Consider the following 24633-nt stretch of genomic DNA (forward strand, 5'->3'; position numbering starts at 1 on the left):
CCGCCGGAAGGGCCGCTCAGGATTTACCCGTTCGACGGAAACCGCAAGCAAGGATCATGGACGTGTAACCCGGTCGCACCTCCCCCGGCTCGCCGACCCGGTATATCCGCAGACTCTCGGCGTACCCATTGATGCTCTCCCGGATGTCGGATTCTCCGACGTCGCACGCGGGAAAGGGGGTTTCTCCCACCCAGTAGCCCTCGGAGTGTTCCATGAACGCCGCCGCGAAGGGCGCGCCCGGGGTGAGGGATCGCAAAAAACACTCGACACCCTCGTAAAACTCCTCGTAGGAGGAGGAGAGGGATTCCGCAACGAAGAACATGGTCCCGATCTGCCACTGCCCCGGCCGGTCGACCAGCGCGAAGATGTCGCCCTGTTCGACCCGGGCGACCTCACCGAACCGTTCCCACGGCCCGTCGGCCATCTCGGCATAGGCGTCGTCCAGGCACAACTCCCGCCAGAAGGCGTCCCAGCCGTGGTCGTGCCGGTCGAACTGCTGCTTCAGATAGTGCAGGTTCGGCGTCGACCGGTCGAGCAAGGTGATCTCGTCACACCAGGGGAGCATCGTGAACGTCGGATAGAGATTGGCGCCGGCGCCGACATCCACGCCCCGGACCCGCAGTCCCGGGAATCCGCGGAAATGATCACTGAAGTGGGTGCGGACGATCGACATGATCTCCGCGTCGACCGGGAGCACGGTGCGATAGTTCTTCCGGACGTAGTCCACGGGGTCGAAGGCGTCCCATTGCGCCTCCGCGTTCAACTGCGCCGGTTTTCCCGATGATCCGAAAGACATGCCCCACGGTATCAACAGGGTCGATCTCTGACCTCTGTTGAATCCCGATCGCTTTATGAGAGCGGAGGCACAGGGGGCGCATGGCAGCACTCGATGTGACCGGGTTGATCCCGGTACTTGAACGGCCCGGATCACTGGGCAATTCTGGTTCGATGCCAGCGACTCGCCCGTCCCTACGGGTACGCACAGCCCTCGAGCAGGACATGTCCGACATCGTCCTACTGGACCGTGAGGTCTTTCCCGACCTGCCCTACCCCTACTTCGTCCTGCGCCAGCTCCTCGACGCCTTCAAGGAACACATGTTCGTGGTCCACGACGGCGACCGCCTGTGTGGATACGTGCTGGCCACACCGCCGAGCGAGGGGCAGAGCTGGATCCTGACCCTGGGCGTCGCACCCGGCATGCGCCATCGCGGGCTGGGCCGGCAGCTGATGAGGGAGGCGCTGGACCGTCTGCGGGCCGAAGGCGCGCGCACCGCCCGTCTCGGGGTGAGACCGGAGAACGTCACCGCCATCAGGCTCTACATCTCCCTGGGGTTCGCCCCCGACCCAGGCGGCCCCCGCTCCGACTACTTCGGCCCCGGCGAGGACCGGCTGCTCATGACGTTGGCTCTGTGAGAGCGCCGAACCGCCGTACGTAGCGGCGTTGCCACGGCGTTTCCACCGCATGGCGGTCGTAGTGGTGGCGGACGAAGTCGACCGCCGCCTTCGGGGGGACGCCGTCCAGGACGGCCAGGCAGGCGAGGGCGGTGCCGGTGCGGCCGCGGCCGCCCGCGCAGGCGATCTCCACGCGTTCGCCGGCCGCCCGGCGCCACGCCTCGGTGAGGGCCGCGCGGGCGTCCGCACGGTCGGCGGGGAGGCGGAAGTCGGGCCAGCGGACCCAGCGGGACTCCCAGGACGTCACCGGAGGGCGCCGGCCCAGGAGGTAGAGGGCGTAGGCGGGGACGGGCGCCGCCGGGTCGAGGGGGCGGCGCAGGCCGCGGCCCCGGATCAGCCGGCCGGAGGGCAGGGCGAGCACTCCGGGGGCGTCCTCACTCCAGGCCCATGTGTCCTTCTGCATCACTCCATTCCAACGCGTTGGCCGGGACCGGGCAACCGATTCGGGTCCGCCGGTGGTCTGGGGGGCGAGGAGGGTGCTTGATGCAGGCCGAACAAGAGGACCGGTTCCACGAGTTCGTCAGAGCGCGGTGGTCCCGGCTCGTGCGAACCGCGTATCTGCTCACGGGCGACGTCCACCACGCGGAGGATCTGACGCAGACCGCGCTGGCCAAGGCGTACCGGTCGTGGCGGCGGATATCGCGCAGCGACAGCCCGGAGGCGTACGTGCGGCGGATGCTGGTCACGTGCAACAGCGACCGGTTCCGCAAGCGGCGGGTCACCGAGGCGCTGACCGCGGCTCCGCCGGACCGGGCAGGGCTCGACGAGGGCGCGGGGCAGGTGGAGGAGCGTGGCTCGCTGCTCGCCGGACTCGCCCAACTGCCGCCCAGGCAACGAGCGGTGGTGGTGCTCCGGTACTGGGAGGACCTCTCCGAGGCGGAGGTGGCCGAGGTGCTCGGCTGCTCGACCGGCACGGTCAAGAGCCAGGCGTCGAAGGGCCTGGCGAAGTTGCGCACGTATCCGGGACTGTCCGCGGGCCGCACGCCGACGGGCGGTCGGGGGCAGGCAGAGCAAGGAGAGCGGGGAGACAGCGGTGAACGAGACAGGCGGGCACGAGGACTTCGGGTTCGAGGCGCGGATGCGTGAGCTGCTCGCGGAGGACGCGTACACCATCAGCCCGTCCCCGGCGCCGTACCCGGCGATCCGGCAGCGGGGACTGGCCGAACGGCGGCGGCGCGTGGCGCTGACCGGAGCGGTGCTGGCGACGCTGGCCGCCGTGCCGGTGGGGGCGTACGCCGTGGCCGGCGGGAGCGGGGGGCGGAGCTCCACGGCGGCGCCGCAGGCGTCGGCGAGCGTCCGGGGCGGCACGACGGCGACCCCGGGCACGACGCCGGGCACGACGCCGGGCACGACGGCGGGCCGCGACGTCTCCGGGCCCGCGCGGCCGGCCACGGCCGGTCAGCTGCTGGACGGGATCACCTTCGCGCAGGCGGCGGACGGGCTGGCGGCCTGCCTGAAGGCGGAGGGCGGGACGAAGGCCCGTCTGGGCAAGGCCGAGGACTACCGGATCATCCTGGCCGCGAAGAGCACGGGCGACTCCAACGCCCCCGGTGACGGCTTCCACGTCGTCGGCGTGAAGGAGCAGCCGGCCGGCTTCCGGGTGGTGTGCGACATCGAGGACGGCGTGGGCTCCGGCATCAGCGTCAGTTCGAGCGACGCGAACTCGGCGGACGCGGGCGTGGTCGTGCCCGATGTCAACGGCGGTGCCCTGTACCAGCAGTCGTTCATCGACAAGGGGCGCTGGAAGCTGCCGTTCCGCTGGGCGGCCATCGGCACCGTCGAGCCGTCGGTGGCCAAGGTGACCGTCTCCTACGGCGACGCCGGCCCGGTCGCCGCCGTCCTCGACCACGGCTGGTTCGTGGCCGCGGGGATGCTGGACCAGCAGGTCACCCTGGCCCCGCACGTGGAGGGTTACGACGGCGCGGGCAAGCTCGTCTACGATTCCGACACGGACCGCACATACCAACGCACGCTGCCGTAGCGGCCTGCGGCCGCGGTCACGTCCTGCCCGGGGTCACCAGTCCCGACTCGTAGGCACGATGACCGGTTGAGCCCGGTCCCGGGCGCCCAGCTCGCCCATGATGCGGCTGGGGTGGGTCTTGGCGGTGAGCGGGCTGAGGCTCAGCGTCTCGCCGATCTCGGTGTTGGTCAGCCCGCGGGCGACGAGGGCCAGCACCTCGCGTTCCCGCTCGGAGAGTCCCTCCGGTCCGCCGACGGCGGGTGGGCCGGAGGGGCCGCGCAGGAACCGGGCGATCAGCCGGGCGGTCGAGCCCGGGCGACAGCAGCGCCTCGCCGGCGGCGACCGTGCGGATGGCATCCAGGAGTTCGGCGGGCCGGGTGTCCTTCACCAGGAAGCCGGAGGCGCCCGCGCGAAACGCCTCGACGATGTTCACGTCGGTGCCGGGCGCGGGGATTGCTCCCCGGGGAGTACCCCGGGCGCGTCAGGACGGTGTGGGCGGGTGGGTCAGGACGGTGTGCGAGCCGCGGCCAGGAGGCGGGTCACGTCGTCCGCGCAGATCGTCAGCGCCGCGCCCACCGTCGCGAGGACCTCGCGTTCGGCCGGGGTGTAGGGGCCGTCCGCGAGGGCGATGCGGGCGCCCTGCAGCAGGATCGATTCGCGGCCGACCGGTGCGAGGTGGGGTGCGAGCGGGTCGAGGGCCTCGTGGAGCTCTATGGCCAGCCCGGGTCCGTAGGACTCGCCGTAGCTGCGGCCGGTGTCGGCGGCCAGCGCGTCGACGAGGGCGGCGAGCTGTTCCTCCGTGCAGTCGGCGAAGCCGGCCGCGCGCACCGCTCCGGCCGCCGTCTCGAGGGCGGTGCGGGCGCAGCCGCCGCCCGCGGACAGCACCGCGAGGGCGACGGTGTGGACGGCGTCGCGGAGCATCGCCGAGAAGCGGACGGTGGTGGGGTGGTCGAGGGCGTCGGCGCCGAAGTGCCGGTGGCAGGCCGCGCACTCGACGACGGGGCCGGTCTCGCCGCGCGGCAGGACGGGCACGCCGAGCACGGTGAAGCGGCGCTGGCCGGTCAGCCGCTGGTAGTTGCGGTCTCCGCCGCAGCCCGGGCAGAAGAACTCGCCATCGCCGACGGGTGTCCACGCGGTGCGGGTGCCCAGGATGCGGGCACGCCTGGTGACACGGCCGTCTCGTCCCCGTTCTGGCAGCACGTCGCACCTCCATCAGCCGCGGCAACATCGCCGCATGCCCCCGTGATGTTAGCCACATCATTGAGGTGTAGTCAGCACCCGGGACGAGACCTCTCCGTGACCTTCACGGTCGGATGGCCGATATACGACGGGGCCCCGGCCGCCGAGTACGGCGACCGGGGCCTCGGACCACCGATGAGGATGGTCAGCGGCTCGCGCGGTTGACGGCCGAGACGACCGCCTTCAGCGAGGCACGCGTCGTGTTCGCGTCGATGCCGATGCCCCACAGGACCTTGTCGCCGATCGCGCACTCGATGTAGGAGGCGGCCTGCGCGGAGGCGCCCTCGCTCATCGTGTGCTCCTGGTAGTCCAGCAGGCGTACGTCGACGCCGACGGACTGCAGGGCGTCGAAGAAGGCCGAGATCGGACCGTTGCCGGTACCGGTCAGGACGGTGTCCTCGCCGTCGACGGTGGCCTCGACGGTCAGGGTGTCCACGCCGTCGGTGTCGGTGGTCGACTGCCCGGTGCGGACCTGGATGCGGCCCCAGGGGTTCTCGGGGTTCGGCAGGTACTCGTCCTGGAAGACGGACCAGATGGCGCTGCCGGTGACCTCGCCGCCCTCGGCGTCCGTCTTGGCCTGGATGAGCTTGGAGAACTCGATCTGCATGCGGCGGGGCAGGTCCAGCTTGTGGTCGTTCTTCAGGACGTACGCGATACCGCCCTTGCCGGACTGCGAGTTGACGCGGATGACCGCCTCGTAGGAGCGGCCGACGTCCTTCGGGTCGATCGGCAGGTACGGGACGGCCCACTCGATGTCGTCGACGGTGACGCCCTTGGCGGCCGCGTCGGCCTCCAAGGCGTCGAAGCCCTTCTTGATGGCGTCCTGGTGGGAGCCGGAGAAGGACGTGTAGACCAGGTCGCCCACGTACGGGTGGCGCGGGTGGACCTCCATCTGGTTGCAGTACTCCCACGTGCGACGGATCTCGTCGATGTCGGAGAAGTCGATCTGCGGGTCGACGCCCTGGGAGAAGAGGTTCATGCCCAGGGTGACCAGGTCGACGTTGCCGGTGCGCTCGCCCTGCCCGAACAGACAGCCCTCGACGCGGTCGGCGCCGGCCATCAGCGCCAGCTCGGCGGCGGCGACGGCGGTGCCGCGGTCGTTGTGCGGGTGGACGGAGATGACGACGTGCTCACGGCGGGAGATGTTGCGGCTCATCCACTCGAAGCGGTCGGCGTGGGTGGAGGGCGTGGAGCGCTCGACGGTGGCCGGCAGGTTCAGGATGATCTCGCGGCCCGGTCCGGGCTGGTAGACGTCCATCACCGCCTCGCAGACCTGCAGGGCGAAGTCCAGCTCGGTGTCGGTGAAGATCTCGGGGCTGTACTGGTATCCGAACTCGGTCTCCGGGCCCAGCAGCTTCTCCGCGTACTCCATGACCAGGCGGGTGCCGTCGACGGCGATCTGCTTGATGTCGTCCTTGGAGCCGCGGAAGACGACCCGGCGGAAGACGGGCGCGGTGGCGTTGTACAGGTGGACGGTGGCGCGGCGGGCGCCCTTCAGGGACTCCACGGTCCGCTCGATCAGGTCCTCACGGGCCTGGGTCAGTACGGAGATCGTGACGTCGTCCGGGATCGCGCCCTCTTCCTCGATGATCGAGCGCACGAAGTCGAAGTCGGTCTGTCCGGAGGCCGGGAAGCCGACCTCGATCTCCTTGTAGCCCATCTTGACCAGCTGGTCGAACATCCGGCGCTTGCGCTCGGGCGACATGGGGTCGATCAGGGCCTGGTTGCCGTCGCGCAGGTCGGTGGAGAGCCAGCGGGGGGCGGCGGTGATCCGGTTGTCCGGCCAGGTGCGGTCGGGGATGTCGACCTGGTCGTACTGCCCGTACTTGTGGATCGGCATCTGGCTGGGCTGCTGGCGGTTCGCCATGGGGCGTTGGCTCCTCGGGGTGACCGGAGAATGTCCGGACGGAAGGACGGCCGACACGCAACACCAAGCTCCGCGGGGAGGGGGTCGGCCTCGACTACAGGCCCTCGCCGCGGCAGCTAAGGAGAAGCAGCCCGAAACGCATAGTGCTCCGCAGCCTAGCCGAGCCGCATCTGTCGCGGTGGTGCGTATCAGTATGCGGGACCACCGGGAGCAACTGAAGAGAAAAGGGACGAAACATGCGCCATACCACTTGAAGCCATGAATCTGCCGCGTTTGTCACCGTTTTTCACCGATCATGGTTGCCCGTAGTGACAGGTGGGTCACACAGTGCGAAGGTGCCGGTCATGACGACTCACGGGGGCTTCGAGCCCGTCTTCTGCACCGTCGTACCGCCGCACCTCCTCCACCGGCTGGCGCGCAACGACGACCCCGCGCTCTCCGGTCCCGCCCGGCGCACCCTCCTGCGCGACAGCGAACTGCGCGCCCTGCGCCAGGTGACCACCGAGTTCCGCCTGGCCGCCGCCCCGGCCGTGAAGGCGCCCTCCGACCAGCCGCTGCGCACGATCTACGACTGCGGGCACGGCACCGACCTGCCCGGCGCGAAGGTCCGCTCCGAGGGCCAGGACCCCGGCAGGGACGCGACCGTCAACCGCGCGTACTCCGGGCTCGGCGCCACCTTCGACCTCTATCTGAAGGCCTACCGGCGGCACTCCATCGACGACGACGGCCTGCCGCTGGACGCCAGCGTCCACTACGACGAGGGCTACAACAACGCCTTCTGGAACGGCGAGCAGATGGTGTTCGGCGACGGCGACGGCGAGATCTTCCTCGACTTCACCAACTCCATCGACGTCATCGGGCACGAGCTCACCCACGGCGTCACCCAGTACACGGCGAACCTGACCTACTACGGGCAGCCCGGCGCCCTCAACGAGTCGATGTCCGACGTCTTCGGCTCGCTCATCAAGCAGTACTCGCTCGGCCAGACCGCCGCCGAGGCCGACTGGCTGATCGGCGCGGGCCTGCTCGCCCCGGACGTCACCGGCACCGCGCTGCGCTCGATGAAGGCCCCGGGCACCGCGTACGACGACGACGTCCTCGGCAAGGACCCGCAGCCCGCGACCATGGACGAATACGTCCGCACCGGCCGCGACAACGGCGGCGTGCACATCAACTCGGGCATCCCCAACCACGCGTTCTACCTGGCCGCCGCCGCTCTCGGCGGGTACGCCTGGGAGAAGGCGGGCCAGATCTGGTACGACGTCCTGACCGGCGGCGAGCTCGGGGACCGGGCCTTCTTCACCGACTTCGCCGCGCTGACGGTGAAGGCGGCGCGCGAGCGGTTCGGCGACGGCGGCGACGAGTTCCAGGCCGTGCAGAAGGCGTGGGAGCAGGTCGGGGTGCGGATCCTGTAGTTCCGTACTACACAGGGACCCATGCGTATTCAGGTGAGGCGCACGGGCGGGTTCGCGGGCATCGAGCGGCAGGCCGAGGTGGACACGGCGGGGCGGTCCGACGCAGGCGAGTGGCACGCCCTGGCCGAGGAGGCGGTCGCCGCCGGCCGGGGCACGCCCCCGCAGGGTGTGCCGGACGGCTTCCGCTACGAGATCACGGTGGACGGCAGGACCGTCCACGCGGCCGACCCGCGACTGACGTCGCAGCAGCGCGAGCTGATCACGAGAGTGCTCAAGGAAGGCGCCTGATCGGCAGTTCCCGTAAGGGCGTTGACTTCCTTACCCATCGGTAAGGATGATCCCGACCATGGCGAACGATCAGCGCGCGGCGGCGCATCCGATCCCCCGGTTCCCGGCGGACTTCCTGTGGGGCGTGTCCACGTCCGCACACCAGATCGAAGGCGCGGTGGCGGAGCGCGAACCGTCCGTGTGGGACGTCTTCACGGCCGAGCCGGGACGGGTGAAGGACGGCTCCACGGCCGCCGTGGCGTGCGACCACGTCCGCCGCCACGGCGAGGACGTGGCCCTCCTGGCGGGCCTCGGCGTCAACGCCTACCGCTTCTCCGTCTCCTGGCCGCGGGTCAACGCCCCCGGCGGTCTCGACTTCTACGACCGTCTCGTGGACGAGCTGCTGGCGGCGGGCGTCCGCCCGGTCCCCACCCTCTTCCACTGGGACCTGCCGGCGGACCTGGACTGGATGGAGCGGGACACGGCGTCCCGGTTCGCGGAGTACGCGTCGGTGGTGGTGGACCGGCTCGGGGACCGCGTCACGAAGTGGATCACCCTCAACGAGCCCGCCGAGCACACCCTGCTGGGGCACGCGCTCGGCACCCACGCCCCCGGCAAGCAGCTCCTCTTCGACGCGCTGCCGGCCGCCCACCACCAGCTGCTCGGTCACGGTCTCGCCGTGCAGGCGCTGCGCGCGGCCGGCGCCGCGGACATCGGCATCGCCAACTCGCACGGCCCGACCTGGCCGGCCTCGCAGGAGCCCGCCGACCTGGAGGCGGCGGCGTTCTACGACGTCCTGCTCAACCGCCTGTTCGCCGAGCCGCTGCTGCTCGGCGCGTACCCGGAGGGCCTCGGCGAGCTGATGCCGGGCGACGTCGCGGCCGACCTGAAGATCATCGGCGAGCCGCTCGACTGGTACGGCGTCAACTACTACGCCCCGACCCGGGTGGGCGCCCCGCAGGGCACCGAAATCGAGTTCGGCGGGATCACCATGCCGGCCGAACTCCCCTTCTCCGTCCAGGAGATCGAGGGCGTCCCGGTGACCGACTTCGGCTGGCCGGTGGTCCCCGAAGGTCTGACCGAGCTCCTGACGACCTTCAAGGACCGCTACGGCGACCGCCTCCCGCCGGTCGTCATCACCGAGAACGGCTGCTCCTACGAGGGCCTCGACGACCAGGCCCGGATCGCCTACCTGGACGGCCACCTCCGCGCCCTGCACCGGGCCCTGGAGGAGGGCGTGGACGTGCGCGGCTACTTCGTCTGGTCGCTGCTGGACAACTTCGAGTGGGCGGAGGGCTACGCGCGGCGCTTCGGCCTCGTCCACGTGGACTTCGCGACGCAGGTCCGCACCCCGAAGGCCTCCTACGCCTGGCTGCGGGACGTCCTCCAGGCGCAGGGATGACGACGGCGGACAGGGCCGCGACGACCGCGCTGGCCGAGCCCGTCGAACGGGTGGGCCGCGGCTGGACCTCGGCCCTGTCCCTCGCCAACGGGGCGATCTGGGTGGGCTGGTACGGCCCCCTGCAGATCCTGCTGGCCTCCCAGGCCGAGGACTTCGCGCCCGGCTCCGGCATGTCGAAGGAGGCGATGCTGGCGTGGGTGACGGGCGTCGGCGCGGTCGTCTCGCTGGCGGCGAACCCGCTCTTCGGCGCGCTGTCGGACCGTACGACGTCCCGCCGGGGGCGCCGCACCCCGTGGATCGTGGCCGGGACGGCGGGCGGCGTCCTGTCACTGCTGCTGCTCGCGGGCGCGCGCGGGGTGTGGACGATGGCGCTGGGCTGGTGCCTGGTGCAGCTGACGCTGAACGCGGCCTTCGCAGCGGTGACGGCGGCCGTCCCCGACCGGGTCCCCCGGTTCCAGCGTGGCTCGGTGGGCGGCTGGCTGGGGGTCGCGCAGATCCTCGGCGTGGTCGGCGGCACGGGGCTCGCGACGGCCGCCGGGGGCATCGGGGCGGGCTATGTGGCGTGCGCGGTCTTCACGGCGCTGGGCGTGCTGCCGTACGTGCTGCGCTACGAGGACCTGCGGCTGGCGGAGGAGGACCGGCCGGCCTGGTCCTGGCGGGGCTTCGCGGCCGGCTTCTGGCTGAGTCCGCGCCGGTACCCGGACCTCGGGTGGGCGTGGCTGACCCGCTTCCTGATGAACCTGAGCAACGCGCTGGTGCTGCTCTACCTCCTGTACTACCTGCGCGACCGCCTGCACCACGCCGACCCCGAGGGCGGCGTGCTGATCCTGACGGCGGTGAACGGGCTGACGCTGCTCGCCACGGTCGTCGTCGGCGGCGTCTGGTCGGACCGGATCGGCCGGCGCAAGCCGTTCGTCATCTGGTCCGGCGTGCTGATGGCGGTGGCCACGGCGATGCTGGCGGCCTGGCAGACCTGGCCGGGGGCGATCGTGGCGTCGGCGGTGCTGGGCGTCGGCTTCGGCGTCTTCACCTCGGTCGACTTCGCGCTGATGACGGACGTGCTGCCGCAGGCCGGGGACCGGGGCAAGGACCTGGGCATCATCAACGTGGCCAACGCCCTGCCCCAGGTCGCCGCGCCCGCCCTGGCCGCCCCGATCGTGACGTACCTGGGCGGCTACCGGGTGCTGTACCTGGTGTCCGCCGTGATCTGCCTGGCGGGAGCGGTCCTGGTGGGACGGATCCGGGGGGTGGACTGAGCCACCGGCCGACCGGCCCGCCGGTGGCTTGCCGCCGCCACCGCGTGACGACGACGGCCGAGCCGCCCGCTCGCGCCCTCAGAAGCCCAGTTTGCGCAGCTGCTTGGGGTCGCGCTGCCAGTCCTTGGCCACCTTCACGTGCAGGTCCAGGAAGACCGGAGTGCCCAGCAGCGCCTCGATCTGCTTGCGGGACTTGATGCCGACGTCCTTCAGGCGCTTGCCCTTGGGGCCGATGATGATGCCCTTCTGGCTGGGGCGCTCGATGTAGATGTTGGCGTGGATGTCGAGCAGCGGCTTCTCGGCCGGGCGGTCCTCCCGCGGGAGCATCTCCTCGACGACGACCGCGATGGAGTGCGGCAGCTCGTCGCGGACGCCCTCCAGCGCGGCCTCGCGGATCAGCTCGGCGACCATCACCTGCTCGGGCTCGTCGGTCAGGTCGCCCTCGGGGTAGAGCGGCGGGCTCTCGGGGAGCATCGGCACGAGCAGGTCGGCCAGCAGCTCGACCTGCTGGTCGCCGACGGCCGAGACCGGCACGATCTCCGCCCACTCGAACCCCAGCTCCTTGCCGAGCTGGTCGATCGCGATGAGCTGTTCGGCCAGCGTCTTGGAGTCCACCAGGTCGGTCTTGGTGACGACCGCGACCTTCGGGGTGCGCTTGATGCCGGCCAGCTCCTTGGCGATGAACCGGTCGCCGGGGCCCAGCTTCTCGTTGGCCGGCAGGCAGAAGCCGATGACGTCGACCTCGGCCCAGGTGGCGCGCACGACGTCGTTCAGCCGCTCGCCGAGCAGGGTGCGCGGCTTGTGCAGCCCCGGAGTGTCCACCAGGATCAGCTGGGCCTCGGGGCGGTGCACGATGCCCCGCACGGTGTGCCGCGTGGTCTGCGGACGGTTCGAGGTGATCGCCACCTTCTTCCCGACCAGAGCGTTCGTGAGGGTGGACTTGCCGGCGTTGGGGCGGCCCACGAAGCAGGCGAAGCCGGCACGGTGTACGGACTCGGCCGGCTGCTCGGATGACTGGTTGCGAACGCTCATGGCCCCCATTCTCCCTGATCCGCAAAGCACCGCCGTACACACGAGCGGTCGGGCTCCGGGTGGTGAGCTCCCGGAAACCTCCACGCAACGAAACGTCACGGAAACACGTGTGTGCACTGGAGGAAACGCAATGCGGTGACCCTCTGACGAGCCCCCGCATCGTTGGAGACATCGTGACTCTGGCCGCCGCCCACGCGAACACCGGCGACACCGCCTGGTTGCTCGCCGCCACCGCCCTCGTCCTGCTGATGACCCCGGGACTGGCCCTCTTCTACGGCGGCATGGTCCGCACGAAGAGCGTCCTCAACATGCTGATGATGAGCTTCGTGTCGATCGCCCTGGTCACGGTGGTGTGGCTGGCGGCCGGCTACTCCCTCGCCTTCGGGAAGGACGCCGGCGGCGGCCTGATCGGCGGGCTCGAGCACGCCGGGATGGCCGGCCTCGGCCCGGACAGCGTCCAGGGCACGGTCCCGACCCTGCTGTTCGCCACCTTCCAGCTCACCTTCGCGATCATCACCGCCGCGCTGATCAGCGGCGCGATCGCGGACCGGGCGAAGTTCGCGGCCTGGCTGGTCTTCGTGCCGGTCTGGGCACTGCTCGTATACGTTCCCGTCGCGCACTGGGTCTGGGGCCCGGGCGGCTGGATCTTCGACCGGCTCGGTGCGCTGGACTTCGCGGGCGGCCTCCCCGTCGAGATCACGTCCGGGGCCTCCGGTCTGGCGTTGTGCCTGGTCCTGGGCCCGCGGCTGGGCTTCAAGAAGGACGCGATGCGTCCGCACAACCTGCCCATGGTGATGCTGGGCGCGGGCCTGCTGTGGTTCGGCTGGTTCGGCTTCAACGCCGGTTCCGCGCTGGGCGCGAACGGGCTGGCGGCGGCGGCCTTCCTCAACACGCTCGCGGCCGGCTGCACGGGCCTGCTGGGCTGGCTCTTCGTCGAGCAGCGGCGCGACGGCCACCCGACGACGCTGGGCGCGGCCTCCGGCGCGGTCGCCGGACTGGTGGCGATCACGCCGTCCTGCGGCTCCGTCTCCCTCCTCGGCGCCCTGGTCGTGGGCCTCGCCGCCGGCGTCGTCTGCTCCTACGCCGTGAGCTGGAAGTTCAGGCTGAACTACGACGACTCCCTCGACGTCGTGGGCGTCCACCTGGTCGGCGGCGTCATCGGCACGCTCCTGATCGGCGTCTTCGCCGTGGACACCATGACCGGCGGCCCCGAGGGCCTGCTGTACGGCGGCGGGTTCGGGCAGCTCGGCAGGCAGCTGGTCGCGGTGATCGCGGTCGCCGCCTACGCCTTCACCGTGACCTACGGCATCGGCAAGCTGCTCGACCGCACGATCGGCCTGCGCGCGGACGAGGACCACGAGCACACCGGCCTGGACCTTACGGTGCACGCCGAGACGGCATACGATCACGGCGTCCTGGGCCACGGCGCCCCGGTCTCCGCGCACTCCGTCCCCTCCGCCCAGAAGGTCAAGCCACAGGCATGAAGCTCATCACCGCGATCGTCAAGCCCTACCGCCTCGACGAGGTCAAGACGGCCCTGCAGGAGCTCGGCGTGCACGGTCTGACCGTGACCGAGGCCAGCGGTTACGGCCGTCAGCGCGGCCACACCGAGGTGTACCGGGGCGCCGAGTACCAGGTCGACCTCGTGCCCAAGGTCCGCATCGAGGTCGTCGTCGAGGACGCGGAGTCCGAGGCCGTCATCGACGCGATCGTGCGCGCCGCGCACACCGGCAAGATCGGCGACGGCAAGGTGTGGGCGCTCCCGGTGGAGACGGTCGTCCGGGTCCGCACGGGCGAGCGCGGCCCGGACGCGCTGTAGTTCGGTGCCGGGCGTCGCGTGCCGGTGACCGTTCCGGTCACGCCCTAGCGTCCGGCGGTCTGGCCGATTCCCGTCCGCGGGTGAGCGGGGGCCGGTCGCGCCCCACGGCGGAGCCGTATGACGCCGGCGCGCCGCCCCCCGTCGGGGTGCCTTCGCCGGCGCCGTCGGATCAGGAGCCACACCCCGGCGGCGACGCCGGCTGCCACGACCGCGAGGACCAGCCACGGCGCCGCCACGAACGACGCGGTCGCCGACTCCTGCGTCCTCGTGGCCGTCGCCGTCAGCTTCACGTCCGTCCGGTCGAGGTGGGGGGCGTCGGTCCAGTGTTCGGTGAGGCGGACGCGCTGGCCGGGCAGCAGCTGGGAGGGGACCTTCGTCAGACGGCGGTCGAGGAGCGTGCGGCCGAACAGGCCCCGCGCCGTCAGCCGCACCTTCGGATCGAGGGTCACGTTGCCGGTGTTGTGCAGGGTGTAGGAGATCGTCGCGGTGCTGTCGCCGAAGCCCGGGACCAGCGGCTGGTGGTGGCTGATCTCCACGTCCTCCACGGCGAGCGCGGGCAGGGTGGGTCCGCCGACCTGGAGGTAGACGCGGGCGGCGACCGCCCGCTGCACGCCGAGCGCGACCGAGCCGTCGCCCCGCTCGACGCGTTCGTCGAGGGCGACGACGGCCCCCGGATGATCGCCCGGCTCGGCGCCCTCGGGCACCCGGACGGTGAACGGCACGGTGACGGAACTGCGGCCGGGCACGGTGATCCGGTCCCGCGGCAGCTCGGCCCACGCGCCCACGCCCCGCATCCGCTCGCCCGGCGACCTGACGGCGAACCCGCCGTCGCGTGCGGTGTTGTAGGCGTCGGCCGCGTACAGCCGGAAGGTGAGGGGCGCGTCGGTCTTGTTGGCGACGACGACCTTGTCCTCGATCGTCTGGCCGGGATCGGCGGAGACGTAGAAATAGGGCCGCGCGGCGACGGCCGAGGCGACGGGGTACACGGACCAGCTGCCGTTGTCGGCGGCCCGTGCGGGCGTGGGCGCGGCGAACAGCAGGCCCAGCAGGAACGGCAGGAGGAGGACGTACGGCTTGCGCATGGGTGCGGACCCCCCACGTACGGGCTGCGACGGCTGGGTGGACGGGCGGGTGCGGACCTGTGGGGCGGGCGCCCCGGCCACCGGTGGACAGGGTGCGTGAACTCAGCTGAGCGTGAGGGTCAGGACGCCGGCGTAGGTGCCCGGAGGCGTGAACGACGGTACGTCGAGGGACAGTTGCGCGTTGGCGGTGAACTCGCCGCCGGTGGCCGTGCCGTCGGGCGTGGATGCCAGGGTCGCCCCCGAGGCGCCGACCGTGCCCGGCGAACCGGCCTGACAGGTGCTCGGGCTGCCCGCCTTGGTGCCGCACGCGGGCGTCCAGCTCAGCTTGCCGGCGTCGATCTTGGCTCCGGAGCCGCTGAAGTCGGTGACCTTGCCGGTCAGGGACCACCCGGCGGGTCCGCCGCGGAAGTCCTTGACGGTGACCGTCTGCAGGGCTCCGGTGGAGGCGCCGCCCTGGCCGAACTCGACCCCGGACAGCTGGACGGCGTCCCCGGCCTGGGACATCGACAGCGTGCCCGCGCGGACCGTGGTGGTCACCTTCTGGCTGCCGTCCGGCACGGGCTGGTCGTCGATGACGACGTACGCGACCGGTCCGGCGCCGAGGTCGGCGCTCCAGGCGCTCCCCTCGTACGCCACCACGCCGTTCGTGGTGAGGTCGCTGACGACGAGCGAGCCGGAGATGTTCCCCTGCCCGTTCGCGGTCACGGTCGCGGTGTCCGCCGTCTGGCTGGATCCGGACCGGCCGGCCAGGGTGACCGACACGCCCGGCGTGAATCCGCTGCCGGTGACCGCGACGCTCGCCCCCGGGCTGCCGGAGGCCGAACCCAGCTGGATGGCACGGGTGTTGGCTGGCGGGTTGTCCGCCGCGGTGACCGTCTCCGACACCGGGGCCGGCGGGTTGGTCACCGTGCAGGGGGTGTCCAGCTCGAGGATGTAGCTGGTGTGGATGTTGTAGTCGCCGGGCGAGAGGGTGATCGCGCCGGGACTGGTGACGGTGAAGGTGCCGGTCATCGAGAACGACGGGAAGACGCCCTTGCCGGGCACCGGGTCGTTCTTCTTCGGGCCGGTCAGGGTGATGCTGCCGGTCTGCGCGCCGCCGAGGGTGACCTTGCCCGTCGGCGTCATGATGTCGGCCGGCAGGGCCAGGTCGGTGGGGTTGCTCGCGGCGGGCGAGACGACCGTGTACGTCACGGTGACGGTGTCACCGACCTCGGGCGTGGTGTCGTTCACCGCGAGCCTCGCGGTGGTGGTGCCGTCGATCGGCGGGATGCCGGCGATGGGCGGCGGAACACAGTGCGTCGGGAAGCTGACGTCGGTCGCGGCGCCGGCCGGACACGCCAGCGCCCCGCCCGCGGTGACCGCGAGCGCGGTGGCCCCGAGCAGTGACGCCCAGTGCCGTCTTCGGGAACTGCGGGGTGTCGAACCCATTGGTGCCCCCTCCTCCAGGGTGCGGGCGCAGCGGCTCTTCTGCGCCGACAGGGGGCATTGAGGTGCGGATCGCGCAAGAAGTCAATGGAGACGGGCCAATGAACTGATGGACCGTCAGCTTCCTGCTGCAGCAGGAGAACTGACGGCCCGCACGTACAGTTTCCGACCGCTATCAGTCGTACAGGAACGGCCCCGGCGCCTGCGGGCCGGTCGCCTTGCAGGTGACGGTGATCCCGAAGATGACCATCTTCAGCGAGCCGCCGTTGATGTCGAGACTGTCTCCCGAGGCCACGGTCCCGTTGAGCGGTCCGACCGTGATCGGTGCGCCGGTCGCCATGGCGGGGTTCACCGCGCCGGAGAAGACCCTCGCGGCTCCGGTCGAGTTCGCCATCGTGAGCGTGGAGTTGATGCTGTTGGCGCTGATCGGGATGGGCGCGGTGATCGCGCTGGAGGTGAGGGTGAGGGTGGCGGAGCTGCCGCTCTGGGTGGCCGTGAGGGTGGCCGCCCCACCGCCGAAGAGACCGCAGCTCGCGGTGAACGTGGCCGTCGCCGGGGTGACGGCGGCGGCTGAGGGCGCGAACGCCAGTCCGGTGACCGCGAGGGTCCCGGCCAGCATGGCCGCACCTGATCCGATTCGCTTGCCTCTCATGGGGTTTCCGGCTCCTTCCCGGATGTGGGGAGACGGACGGCCGAAAACGGGACGGTGGGTGCGGACACCGGTGCCGGTGGGGGTGAATCTGACGGTCCGTCGGAACTTACGGTCTCATTGACTCGGGAGGGACGGGGCACGGCAAGGCCGAAATCCGGCCGAGTTGAATCCGGCGCCGTCGGCGTCCGGCACGGGACGGGTGCGGTGCCGGGGAACCCCGGGACACACCGGGATCACCCCGGCCGCGGGGCGGCCCTCCGGGACGTCAGCCGGCGGAGACGGTGCGCCGGACCGTTCCGTCCGGCGAAGCCAGCAGCACCGGCGTCCCCGGTCCGCCGAGATCCCGTACGGCGGCGAGGTCGTCCCCGGCGGCCTCCTCCGACGACGTCACCACCGCCGCCGCCTCCAGCGACCGCGCGCCGGACGCCACGGCCATCGCCACCGCCGTCCGCAGCGCGCTCAGCCGCAGCGACGGCAGGTCCACCGTCCCCGCGACATACGTGCGTCCGGTGTCGTCACGGACGGCGGCCCCCTCGGGCACACCGTTGCGGGCCCGCGCGGATCGGGCCAGGGTGACGATCTTGCGGTCCTCGGGGTCGAGCGCGGTGCTGTCGGTCATGCCTTGAGCATACGAAGGACCGGCGTGCCGACGGCGGCGGCCCCCGGCGAGACACGGGGGTACGCCGTCGTCCGCGCGGCCGCGCGCGGACGGTCCCGGGCATGCCGGAGCGGCCTCAGGAACGGTCGAGGCGCAGCCGTTCGGCGCGCGGCAGACCGGCGACCACCAGGTCGTACGAGTCCTCGACGAGCTCCCGGACCAGGGCGACGGGGAGATCGCCGTCGACCGTCACCGTGTTCCAGTGCCGTTTGTTCATGTGGTACCCGGGCGTGATCAGGCCCGGATGCTCGCCGCGCAGCCGCACCGCGTCCTCGGGGTCGCACTTGAGGTTGACCTTCAGCGGCCGGCCGGCCGTCCAGCTCAGCGCGAACATCTTCCCCAGCACCTTGAAGACGGAGATCTCCGGCCGGAACGGGAAGTCCTCCTGCGCCGCCTCGAAGGACAGACAGAGGGCGCGCAGCTCCTCGGGGGTCACCCGGCCTCGCTCTCCTCCGACGGCACGGCGGGCTCCACCGGCTCCACCAGCACCGTCACGATCTTGTTCCGGCGGCCGGCCGCGGCCTCCGCCGTCAGCCGCAGCTTCCGCCCGTCGGGCAGCTCGACCTCGGAGGAGGCGCCGGCGATGGGCACCCGGCCGAGGGCCTTCGCCAGCAGGCCGCCGACGGTCTCCACGTCCTCGTCGTCGTACTCCTCCAGGCCGTACAGCTCGCCCAGGTCGGTGATGTCGAGGCGGGCGGTGACCCGGTGACGGTCGTCGCCGAGCTCCTGCACCGGCGGGAGCTCGCGGTCGTACTCGTCGGTGATCTCGCCGACGATCTCCTCGAGGATGTCCTCGATGGTCACGATGCCCGCCGTGCCGCCGTACTCGTCGATGACGACGGCCACGTGGTTGCGGTCCTGCTGCATCTCCCGCAGCAGGTCGCCCGCGTTCTTGGTGTCGGGGACGAAGGCCGCCGGCCGCATCGCCGTCGACACCAGCTCGCCCTCGGCGTCCCGGCTGATGTGCGTCTTGCGGACCAGGTCCTTCAGATACACGATGCCGACGATGTCGTCCTCGCTCTCCCCGGTGACCGGTATCCGGGAGAACCCGGAGCGCAGGGCGAGGGTGAGGGCCTGCCGGATGGTCTTGTAGCGCTCGATGACGACGAGGTCGGTCCGCGGCACCATGACCTCCCGCACCAGGGTGTCGCCGAGCTCGAAGACCGAGTGCACCATGCGGCGCTCCTCGTCCTCGATCAGCGACTCCTTCTCCGCCAGGTCGACCAGCGCCCGCAGCTCCGCCTCGGAGGCGAACGGACCGCGGCGGAAGCCCTTGCCGGGGGTGAGCGCGTTGCCGATGAGGATCAGCAGCGACGGGATCGGGCCCATGATCCTGGCCAGCGGCAGCAGCACGTACGCGGCCGCCGTCGCCGTGTTCAGCGGGTGCTGACGGCCGATGGTGCGCGGGGAGACGCCGACGGCCACGTAGGACACCAGCACCATCACGCCGATCGCGGCGAGCAGCGCCGGGGCCGTGCCGTCGATCTCCTGGAGGCACTCGTAGGTGACCAGCGCGGCGGCCGCCATCTCGCACGCCACCCGGACCAGCAGCGCCACGTTGAGGTAGCGGGTGGGGTCGGCGGCGATCTGCGCGAGCTTGGCGCTGCCGCGCCGGCCGGAGCGCACGGCCTCCTCGGCGCGGAAGCTGGAGACGCGCGCGAGGCCCGCCTCCGCGCAGGCGGCGAGCCACGCGACGACGACCAGGGCGATCGCGCCGGCGATGAGGGTGGGGCTCATGAGACGGTCGGCGCCGGCGACGGCCCGGTCAGGCCCTTCTCGGCCCGCCAGCCGTCCACGATGGCCGCCTGGAGGCCGAACATCTCGGCCTTCTCGTCCGGCTCCTCGTGGTCGTAGCCCAGCAGGTGCAGCACTCCATGGACCGTGAGCAGCTGCAGCTCCTCGTCCATGGAGTGCTCGGTGGGCGCTTCCTTGCCCTGGCGCTCGGCGACCTCGGGACACAGCACGATGTCGCCGAGGAGGCCCTGCGGGGGTTCGTCGTCGTCCTTCGACGGCGGACGCAGCTCGTCCATCGGGAAGGACATGACGTCGGTCGGCCCCGGCAGGTCCATCCACTGGATGTGCAGCTGCTCCATGGCGTCGGCGTCCACGACGATCACCGAGAGCTCGGAGAGCGGGTGGATGCGCATCCGCGCGAGCGCGTAGCGGGCGATGTCGAGGACCGCCTGCTCGTCGACCTCGGTTCCGGACTCGTTGTTGACGTCGATCGACATGGCGCTGCTCGTCTACTTCCGCTTGTTACGGCCGCCCTGGTGGGTGCCGTTCTCCGTACCGTTGTGGCTGTCGTACTTCTCGTACGCGTCGACGATACGGCCGACCAGCTTGTGCCGGACGACGTCCTGGGACGACAGGCGGGAGAAGTGCACGTCGTCGACGCCCTCGAGGATCTCCTGGACCTGCCGCAGGCCCGACTTGGTGCCGTTCGGCAGGTCGACCTGCGTCACGTCGCCCGTGATCACGATCTTCGAGTCGAACCCGAGCCGGGTCAGGAACATCTTCATCTGCTCGGGCGAGGTGTTCTGCGCCTCGTCCAGGATGATGAAGGCGTCGTTCAGGGTTCTTCCCCTCATGTATGCCAGCGGGGCCACCTCGATCGTGCCCGAGGCCATCAGCTTCGGGATCGAGTCCGGGTCCAGCATGTCGTGCAGCGCGTCGTAGAGCGGGCGCAGGTAGGGGTCGATCTTCTCGTAGAGGGTGCCCGGGAGGAAGCCGAGGCGTTCGCCGGCCTCGACCGCGGGGCGGGTCAGGATGATGCGGTTGACCTGCTTGGACTGTAGGGCCTGGACCGCCTTGGCCATGGCCAGGTAGGTCTTGCCGGTGCCCGCGGGGCCGATGCCGAAGACGACCGTGTGCTTGTCGATCGCGTCGACGTACCGCTTCTGGTTGAGGGTCTTGGGTCTGATGGTGCGGCCGCGCGAGGACAGGATGTTCTGCGTCAGAACCTCGGCCGGGGTCTCCTGGCCGTCGTTCGTCCCGTTCTCACTCGCCCGCAGCATGGCGATCGAGCGTTCCACTGCGTCCTCCGTCATCGGCTGCCCGGTGCGGAGCACCAGCATCATCTCGTCGAACAGGCGCTGGACAAGGGCGACTTCCCGTGGTTCGCCGACCGCGCTGATCTCGTTGCCCCGGACGTGGATGTCGGCCGCCGGGAAAGCCGTCTCGATCACGCGCAGGAGGGAGTCTCCGGATCCCAGCACGGTCACCATGGGGTGCTGGGCGGGAACGGTGAACTGTGCTCTCGCCTTGCCCTGCGCGGGCGTGTGAGCTGTCGGTGTCTGAGTCATAGGCCGGCCCGAAGGCCTCTACGTCCTCCCGGATGCGTCTCGCCTGCCACAAGGGCGGCCTGGCGATTCAAGGGTACGTCAGGGGGGTGACAACGCCCCAGGGGTTTTGTCTTGCGCCGGCGACTATGCCGAACGGCCGAAACCGATCGTCGGCACCGCCCTGCGCAGCGGCCACGGGGCGGCCTCCTCCGCCGCGAGCAGTGCCGGGAGCAGACCGTCCAGGAACGCGTACCGCCGCAGCGCCTCGGGGTCCTGGCCCTCGACCGACTGGACCCTGCGCCACCAGGCCGCGATCTCGGACCAGCCGGGGGCGGAGAGCGAGCCGCCGAACTCCTGCACCGAGAGGGCCGCCGTGAGGCCCGCGAAGGCCAGCCGGTCGGCCAGCGGCCACCCCGCCAGGGTGCCGGTCACGAACCCGGCCACGAAGACGTCCCCGGCGCCGGTGGGGTCGAGGGCCTCGACGGCGATGGCGGGGACCTCGGCGCTCTCGCCCGTGGCACCGTCCACCGCGTACGCGCCCTCCGCACCGAGGGTGACGACCGCGAGCGGGACGTGTGCGGTGAGGGCGTGCGCGGCGGCGCGGGGGCAGTCGGCGCGGGTGTAGCGCATGGCCTCCTGCGCGTTGGGCAGGAACGCCTCGCAGTGCTCCAGGTCGGCGAGGCCGGCCAGGTCCCAGGCGCCGGTGTCGTCCCATCCGACGTCGGCGAAGACGCGGGTGCCGCGGCGGGCGGCCTGTTCGATCCAGGGGGCGCGGACCCCGGGGGTGAGGGAGGCGACGGCGGCGCGGGCGTGCGGCGGGCACTCGGGCGCCGGCTCCTCGGGCGGCGGCTCGTGTCCGTGCGAGACCATGGTGCGTTCGCCCTCGTAGGCCATGGAGACGGTGACCGGGGAGTGCCAGCCGGGGACCGAGCGGGAGGGGGTCAGGTCGATGCCCTCGCCCTGTTCCAGGGCGTCCCAGCAGTACTCGCCGTAGTGGTCGTCGCCGAAGGCCGCCGCGAGGGAGGTGCGCAGGCCGAGGCGGGCGAGCGCGGTGGCCATGTTGGCGACGCCGCCGGGGCTCGATCCCATGCCGCGCGCCCAGGACTCGGTCCCGCGCACCGGGGCGGAGTCGAGCCCGGTGAAGATGATGTCGAGGAAGACCGTCCCGGTGAGGTAGACGTCCCACGGCGGGTCACCCGCGGCGCGCCGCTCCCCCAGCGGGTCGACCCGGGCGGCCCGCCGCCCCGGGCCCGGGTGGCCGTTCTGCCCGGTGGGGCGGTCCTGCCCGGCGCGGCCGGTGTGGCCGTTCTGGCCGGTGTGGCGGTGGCGTCCCTCTCCGGTGGACGCGTTGGACGCGGTCACGGTGCGCTCCCTGACGTGGTGCCGATCTGGCCAGTGTGCACCACGGTGCGGGCACTCCGGGGTCCGTCACGCCCGGGGCGGCAACGCCTACCCGCCGGTACGCGACGCCCTCGGCCGGCTCCTCCGGCGCGTCGTGGGGCCGCCTCGCGCGGCAGCCGCTCCCGCGACGCGCCCCGTCTCCCGCGCGGGGGCGCCGGTCACCAGCGGGGCACGGCGGGCGTCACCCAGCCCGGGTCGGCCACGCGCATCGCCGCCGCGTCGTCGCGGTCGCGCAGGGCGCCGTCGTCGTCGAGCCAGCGCCGGTGGAGGAACGCGAGCCGGTCGCGGTCGAGTTCCACGCCGAGGCCGGGCGCGTCGGAGACCGCGACCTTGCCGTCGTCGAAGGTCAGCCGTTCGGTGAGGACGTCCTCCGACTGCCAGGGGTAGTGGGAGTCGCAGGCGTGGTGGAGGTTCGCGACGGTGGACGCCACGTGGGTCATGGCGGCCAGCGAGATGCCCAGATGGGTGTTGGAGTGCATGGAGACGCCGACGCCGAACGTCCGGCAGATCGCGGCGAGTTGCTGGGTGTTGCGCAGTCCGCCCCAGTAGTGGTGGTCGGAGAGGACGACCTGGACGGCGTCCCGGGCGAAGGCCTCCTTGATCTCGGCGAACGTCGTCACGCACATGTTGGTGGCGAGCGGCACGCCGGTCCGCGCGGCGACCTCGGCCATCGCCGGGGTGCCGAGCGCGGGGTCCTCCAGGTACTCGAGGAGCCCGCCGATCTCCTCGGCCACCTTCAGCGAGGTCTCGACGGACCAGGCGCCGTTGGGGTCGAGGCGCAGCGGGTGCCCGGGGAAGGCCTCGGCCAGGGCGCGGACGGCGGCGATCTCCTCCTGCGGCGGGAAGACGCCGCCCTTGAGCTTGAAGGAGGTGAAGCCGTACCGCTCGGTGAAGCGGCGGGCCTGCTCGACGACTCCCGCCGGGTCGACGGCGGCGCCCCAGTCGTCCTTCTCCGCGGGCACGCCGTCGGGGTGGCCGGCCCATTTGTAGAAGAGGTAGGCGCTGTACTCCACGGCGTCGCGCACCTTGCCGCCGAGCAGGGCGTGCACGGGCAGGCCGAGCGCCTTGCCGAGGGCGTCGAGGCAGGCCACCTCGAAGGCGGAGACGACGGACAGGCGCAGCTTGTCGGCGGTCTGGACGCCGCGCAGCCCGCCGACGTCGACCTGCCCCAGGATCCGGGAGCCGTCCACGTCCACCTCGTCGGCGAGCGTGAACAGGCCGTTCAGATCGCCGGCTTGACGGCCGATCAGTTTCGCGGCGTACGGGCGGGCCAGTTCCAGGTACTTGGTGTCGCCGTACGTCTCGCCGACGCCGGTGGTCCCGTCGGCGGTGACGACCTCGACGATCAGCCGCGGGGTGTACGGCTGGTGCACGCCCTGGGTGTTGAGCAGGGGCGGGTCGGCGACCAGGATCGGGGTGAGGCGGACGTCGGTGATCGTGAGGTTCACAGAGCGGCTCCCACGAGGTCGAGGCCGGCGGTCAGGAGGGCCCGGAGCGCGTCGAGGTCGGCGGGCGAGGGGTCGGTGAGCGGGGCGCGGACCGGGCCGACGCGGCTGCCGCGCAGCCGGGCGGCGGCCTTCACCAGCGACACGGCGTATCCGGGCACCCGGTCGCGCAGTTCGACGAGCGGGACGTAGAAGTCGCGCAGCAGCCGGTCCGTCGTCTTGTCGTCCCGGTCGCGCACGGCCGCGAAGAAGGCGTTCGCGATCTCCGGGGCGAAGGCGTGGACGGCGGAGGAGTAGGCGGGGACGCCGACGGCGGCGTAGGCACGGGCCTGGATCTCGGCGGTGGCCGCGCCGTTGAAGAAGAGGAAGTCGTCGGGGGCGGCGAGAGTGAGCCGCTGGAGGCGGTCGAGGTCGCTGTGGCCGTCCTTGAGGCCGACGACGGTCGGGAGGGCGGCGAGGCGTCTCAGGGAGGCGACGGTGAACGCGACCTGGCCGCGCTGGTAGGCGATGAGGGGCAGCGGGGTGCGGGCGGCGATCTGCTCCAGCTGGGCGACGAGGCCGTCCTGCGGGGCGGCGACGAGGTAGTGCGGGAGGACGAGGAGGGCGTCGGCGCCGGCCTCCTCGGCGATGCGCGCGAAGCGGACGGCCTGGGCCCAGCCGTAGCCGGTGCCGGCGACGACGGGCACCCGGCCGGCCGCCTCCTCGACGGCGATCGTCACCACCTGCCGGTACTCGTCCTCGTCGAGGGAGAAGAACTCGCCGGTGCCGCAGGCCGGGAAGAGCGCGCCGGGGTCGGCGGCGAGCCGGTCGGCGACGTGCGAACGGAAACCGTCCGGGTCGAGGGAACCGTCGTCGTGGAAGCTCGTGAGCGGGAACGACAGCACTCCCCGCGCCATGCCGTCCCGCAGTCGCCGGACCGTGTCGTGGCCGGGGTTCACCGTCACCATCTCCCTGCCATCTCCCTATGTAGACGTCATCCA

General features: G+C 71.6%; 25 protein-coding genes and 1 pseudogene. 9 read left to right on the forward strand and 17 right to left on the reverse strand.

Going from position 1 to position 24633, the window contains the following annotated elements; genetic code table 11:
* Positions 1 to 16: 16 nt before the first annotated feature.
* Complete coding sequence (locus QF032_RS13590) at positions 17 to 763, reverse strand: SCO2525 family SAM-dependent methyltransferase (RefSeq protein ID WP_307056098.1); 747 nt, start codon at positions 761 to 763, stop codon at positions 17 to 19.
* 185 nt (positions 764 to 948) lie between these two features.
* Here QF032_RS13590 and QF032_RS13595 point away from each other — a divergent pair, with 185 nt between their 5' ends.
* Positions 949 to 1413: a GNAT family N-acetyltransferase gene (locus QF032_RS13595; RefSeq protein ID WP_307056099.1), complete on the forward strand. Its 465-nt coding sequence runs from the start codon at positions 949 to 951 to the stop codon at positions 1411 to 1413.
* On the opposite strand, the gene QF032_RS13600 is transcribed toward QF032_RS13595, so the two are convergent.
* Complete coding sequence (locus QF032_RS13600; protein ID WP_307056100.1) at positions 1394 to 1855, reverse strand: protein-tyrosine phosphatase family protein; 462 nt, start codon at positions 1853 to 1855, stop codon at positions 1394 to 1396. The two genes, QF032_RS13595 and QF032_RS13600, sit on opposite strands and share 20 nt — an antisense overlap.
* A gap of 80 nt (positions 1856 to 1935) precedes the next feature.
* Between QF032_RS13600 and QF032_RS13605 the strand changes: the two genes are divergently transcribed.
* Positions 1936 to 2538: a SigE family RNA polymerase sigma factor gene (locus QF032_RS13605; protein WP_307042809.1), complete on the forward strand. Its 603-nt coding sequence runs from the start codon at positions 1936 to 1938 to the stop codon at positions 2536 to 2538.
* Complete coding sequence (locus QF032_RS13610; protein WP_307056101.1) at positions 2486 to 3433, forward strand: hypothetical protein; 948 nt, start codon at positions 2486 to 2488, stop codon at positions 3431 to 3433. The genes QF032_RS13605 and QF032_RS13610 overlap by 53 nt, the downstream gene beginning before the upstream one ends.
* A 16-nt stretch (positions 3434 to 3449) precedes the next feature.
* Here the strand turns inward: QF032_RS13610 and QF032_RS13615 are convergent.
* From QF032_RS13615 to leuA, 3 genes and pseudogenes are all read right to left on the reverse strand, one after another.
* Positions 3450 to 3851: pseudogene (locus QF032_RS13615) on the reverse strand (LuxR C-terminal-related transcriptional regulator); the annotation flags it as partial.
* A 65-nt stretch (positions 3852 to 3916) separates the two neighbouring features.
* Positions 3917 to 4612: a TerB family tellurite resistance protein gene (locus tag QF032_RS13620; protein WP_306952377.1), complete on the reverse strand. Its 696-nt coding sequence runs from the start codon at positions 4610 to 4612 to the stop codon at positions 3917 to 3919.
* 184 nt (positions 4613 to 4796) lie between these two features.
* Positions 4797 to 6518: a 2-isopropylmalate synthase gene (gene leuA, locus QF032_RS13625; protein WP_307056102.1), complete on the reverse strand. Its 1722-nt coding sequence runs from the start codon at positions 6516 to 6518 to the stop codon at positions 4797 to 4799.
* Positions 6519 to 6862: 344 nt separating this feature from the next.
* On the opposite strand from leuA, the gene QF032_RS13630 reads away from it, so the two are divergent.
* From QF032_RS13630 to QF032_RS13645, 4 genes are read left to right on the forward strand one after another with little or no spacing between them, the layout of a single operon-like run.
* Complete coding sequence (locus tag QF032_RS13630; protein WP_306952375.1) at positions 6863 to 7933, forward strand: M4 family metallopeptidase; 1071 nt, start codon at positions 6863 to 6865, stop codon at positions 7931 to 7933.
* A gap of 21 nt (positions 7934 to 7954) precedes the next feature.
* Complete coding sequence (locus tag QF032_RS13635; protein ID WP_307042812.1) at positions 7955 to 8221, forward strand: protealysin inhibitor emfourin; 267 nt, start codon at positions 7955 to 7957, stop codon at positions 8219 to 8221.
* 58 nt (positions 8222 to 8279) lie between these two features.
* Positions 8280 to 9602, forward strand: coding sequence for a GH1 family beta-glucosidase (locus QF032_RS13640; RefSeq protein WP_307056103.1), 1323 nt, complete (start codon positions 8280 to 8282; stop codon positions 9600 to 9602).
* Positions 9599 to 10858 carry an MFS transporter gene (locus QF032_RS13645; RefSeq protein WP_307056104.1) on the forward strand — a complete coding sequence of 420 codons (1260 nt, stop codon included), beginning with the start codon at positions 9599 to 9601 and terminating at the stop codon, positions 10856 to 10858. Before QF032_RS13640 ends, QF032_RS13645 begins: the two co-directional genes overlap by 4 nt.
* 78 nt (positions 10859 to 10936) lie before the next feature.
* On the opposite strand, the gene era is transcribed toward QF032_RS13645, so the two are convergent.
* Entirely contained in the window at positions 10937 to 11890 is a 954-nt protein-coding gene (gene era / locus QF032_RS13650) for a GTPase Era (RefSeq protein ID WP_306952371.1), read from the reverse strand.
* 173 nt (positions 11891 to 12063) lie between these two features.
* On the opposite strand from era, the gene QF032_RS13655 reads away from it, so the two are divergent.
* Together QF032_RS13655 and QF032_RS13660 are read left to right on the forward strand one after the other, a co-directional pair.
* Complete coding sequence (locus tag QF032_RS13655; protein WP_306952370.1) at positions 12064 to 13374, forward strand: ammonium transporter; 1311 nt, start codon at positions 12064 to 12066, stop codon at positions 13372 to 13374.
* A complete protein-coding gene (locus QF032_RS13660) occupies positions 13371 to 13709 on the forward strand; it encodes a P-II family nitrogen regulator (protein WP_057574732.1) in 339 nt (112 codons plus the stop codon). The genes QF032_RS13655 and QF032_RS13660 overlap by 4 nt, the downstream gene beginning before the upstream one ends.
* Before the next feature lie 44 nt (positions 13710 to 13753).
* On the opposite strand, the gene QF032_RS13665 is transcribed toward QF032_RS13660, so the two are convergent.
* The 11 genes from QF032_RS13665 to QF032_RS13715 form a co-directional block, all read right to left on the reverse strand.
* Positions 13754 to 14791: a WxL protein peptidoglycan domain-containing protein gene (locus tag QF032_RS13665; RefSeq protein WP_307056105.1), complete on the reverse strand. Its 1038-nt coding sequence runs from the start codon at positions 14789 to 14791 to the stop codon at positions 13754 to 13756.
* A gap of 102 nt (positions 14792 to 14893) precedes the next feature.
* Positions 14894 to 16219, reverse strand: coding sequence for a beta-xylosidase (locus tag QF032_RS13670; RefSeq protein WP_307056106.1), 1326 nt, complete (start codon positions 16217 to 16219; stop codon positions 14894 to 14896).
* Between the two features lie 172 nt (positions 16220 to 16391).
* Positions 16392 to 16868 carry a hypothetical protein gene (locus QF032_RS13675; RefSeq protein ID WP_306952367.1) on the reverse strand — a complete coding sequence of 159 codons (477 nt, stop codon included), beginning with the start codon at positions 16866 to 16868 and terminating at the stop codon, positions 16392 to 16394.
* Positions 16869 to 17133: 265 nt separating this feature from the next.
* Positions 17134 to 17487 (reverse strand): cytidine deaminase, encoded by a 354-nt coding sequence (locus tag QF032_RS13680; RefSeq protein WP_107444017.1) that lies wholly within the window; start codon positions 17485 to 17487, stop codon positions 17134 to 17136.
* A 115-nt stretch (positions 17488 to 17602) separates the two neighbouring features.
* Complete coding sequence (locus QF032_RS13685; protein WP_307056107.1) at positions 17603 to 17962, reverse strand: MmcQ/YjbR family DNA-binding protein; 360 nt, start codon at positions 17960 to 17962, stop codon at positions 17603 to 17605.
* Positions 17959 to 19263, reverse strand: coding sequence for a hemolysin family protein (locus tag QF032_RS13690; protein WP_307056108.1), 1305 nt, complete (start codon positions 19261 to 19263; stop codon positions 17959 to 17961). Before QF032_RS13690 ends, QF032_RS13685 begins: the two co-directional genes overlap by 4 nt.
* Positions 19260 to 19757 (reverse strand): rRNA maturation RNase YbeY, encoded by a 498-nt coding sequence (ybeY, locus tag QF032_RS13695; protein WP_057574725.1) that lies wholly within the window; start codon positions 19755 to 19757, stop codon positions 19260 to 19262. The genes QF032_RS13690 and ybeY overlap by 4 nt, the downstream gene beginning before the upstream one ends.
* A 12-nt stretch (positions 19758 to 19769) precedes the next feature.
* Positions 19770 to 20828 (reverse strand): PhoH family protein, encoded by a 1059-nt coding sequence (locus QF032_RS13700; protein WP_306952364.1) that lies wholly within the window; start codon positions 20826 to 20828, stop codon positions 19770 to 19772.
* A 123-nt stretch (positions 20829 to 20951) separates the two neighbouring features.
* Complete coding sequence (locus QF032_RS13705) at positions 20952 to 22025, reverse strand: carbohydrate kinase family protein (RefSeq protein ID WP_306956103.1); 1074 nt, start codon at positions 22023 to 22025, stop codon at positions 20952 to 20954.
* 341 nt (positions 22026 to 22366) lie between these two features.
* A complete protein-coding gene (locus tag QF032_RS13710; RefSeq protein WP_306952363.1) occupies positions 22367 to 23656 on the reverse strand; it encodes a glucarate dehydratase family protein in 1290 nt (429 codons plus the stop codon).
* Positions 23653 to 24600, reverse strand: coding sequence for a 5-dehydro-4-deoxyglucarate dehydratase (locus tag QF032_RS13715; protein WP_307042829.1), 948 nt, complete (start codon positions 24598 to 24600; stop codon positions 23653 to 23655). Before QF032_RS13715 ends, QF032_RS13710 begins: the two co-directional genes overlap by 4 nt.
* Between the last annotated feature and the right edge of the window lie 33 nt (positions 24601 to 24633).

Origin of the sequence: Streptomyces achromogenes, assembly GCF_030816715.1 — a bacterium.
GTDB lineage: Bacteria > Actinomycetota > Actinomycetes > Streptomycetales > Streptomycetaceae > Streptomyces > Streptomyces achromogenes_A.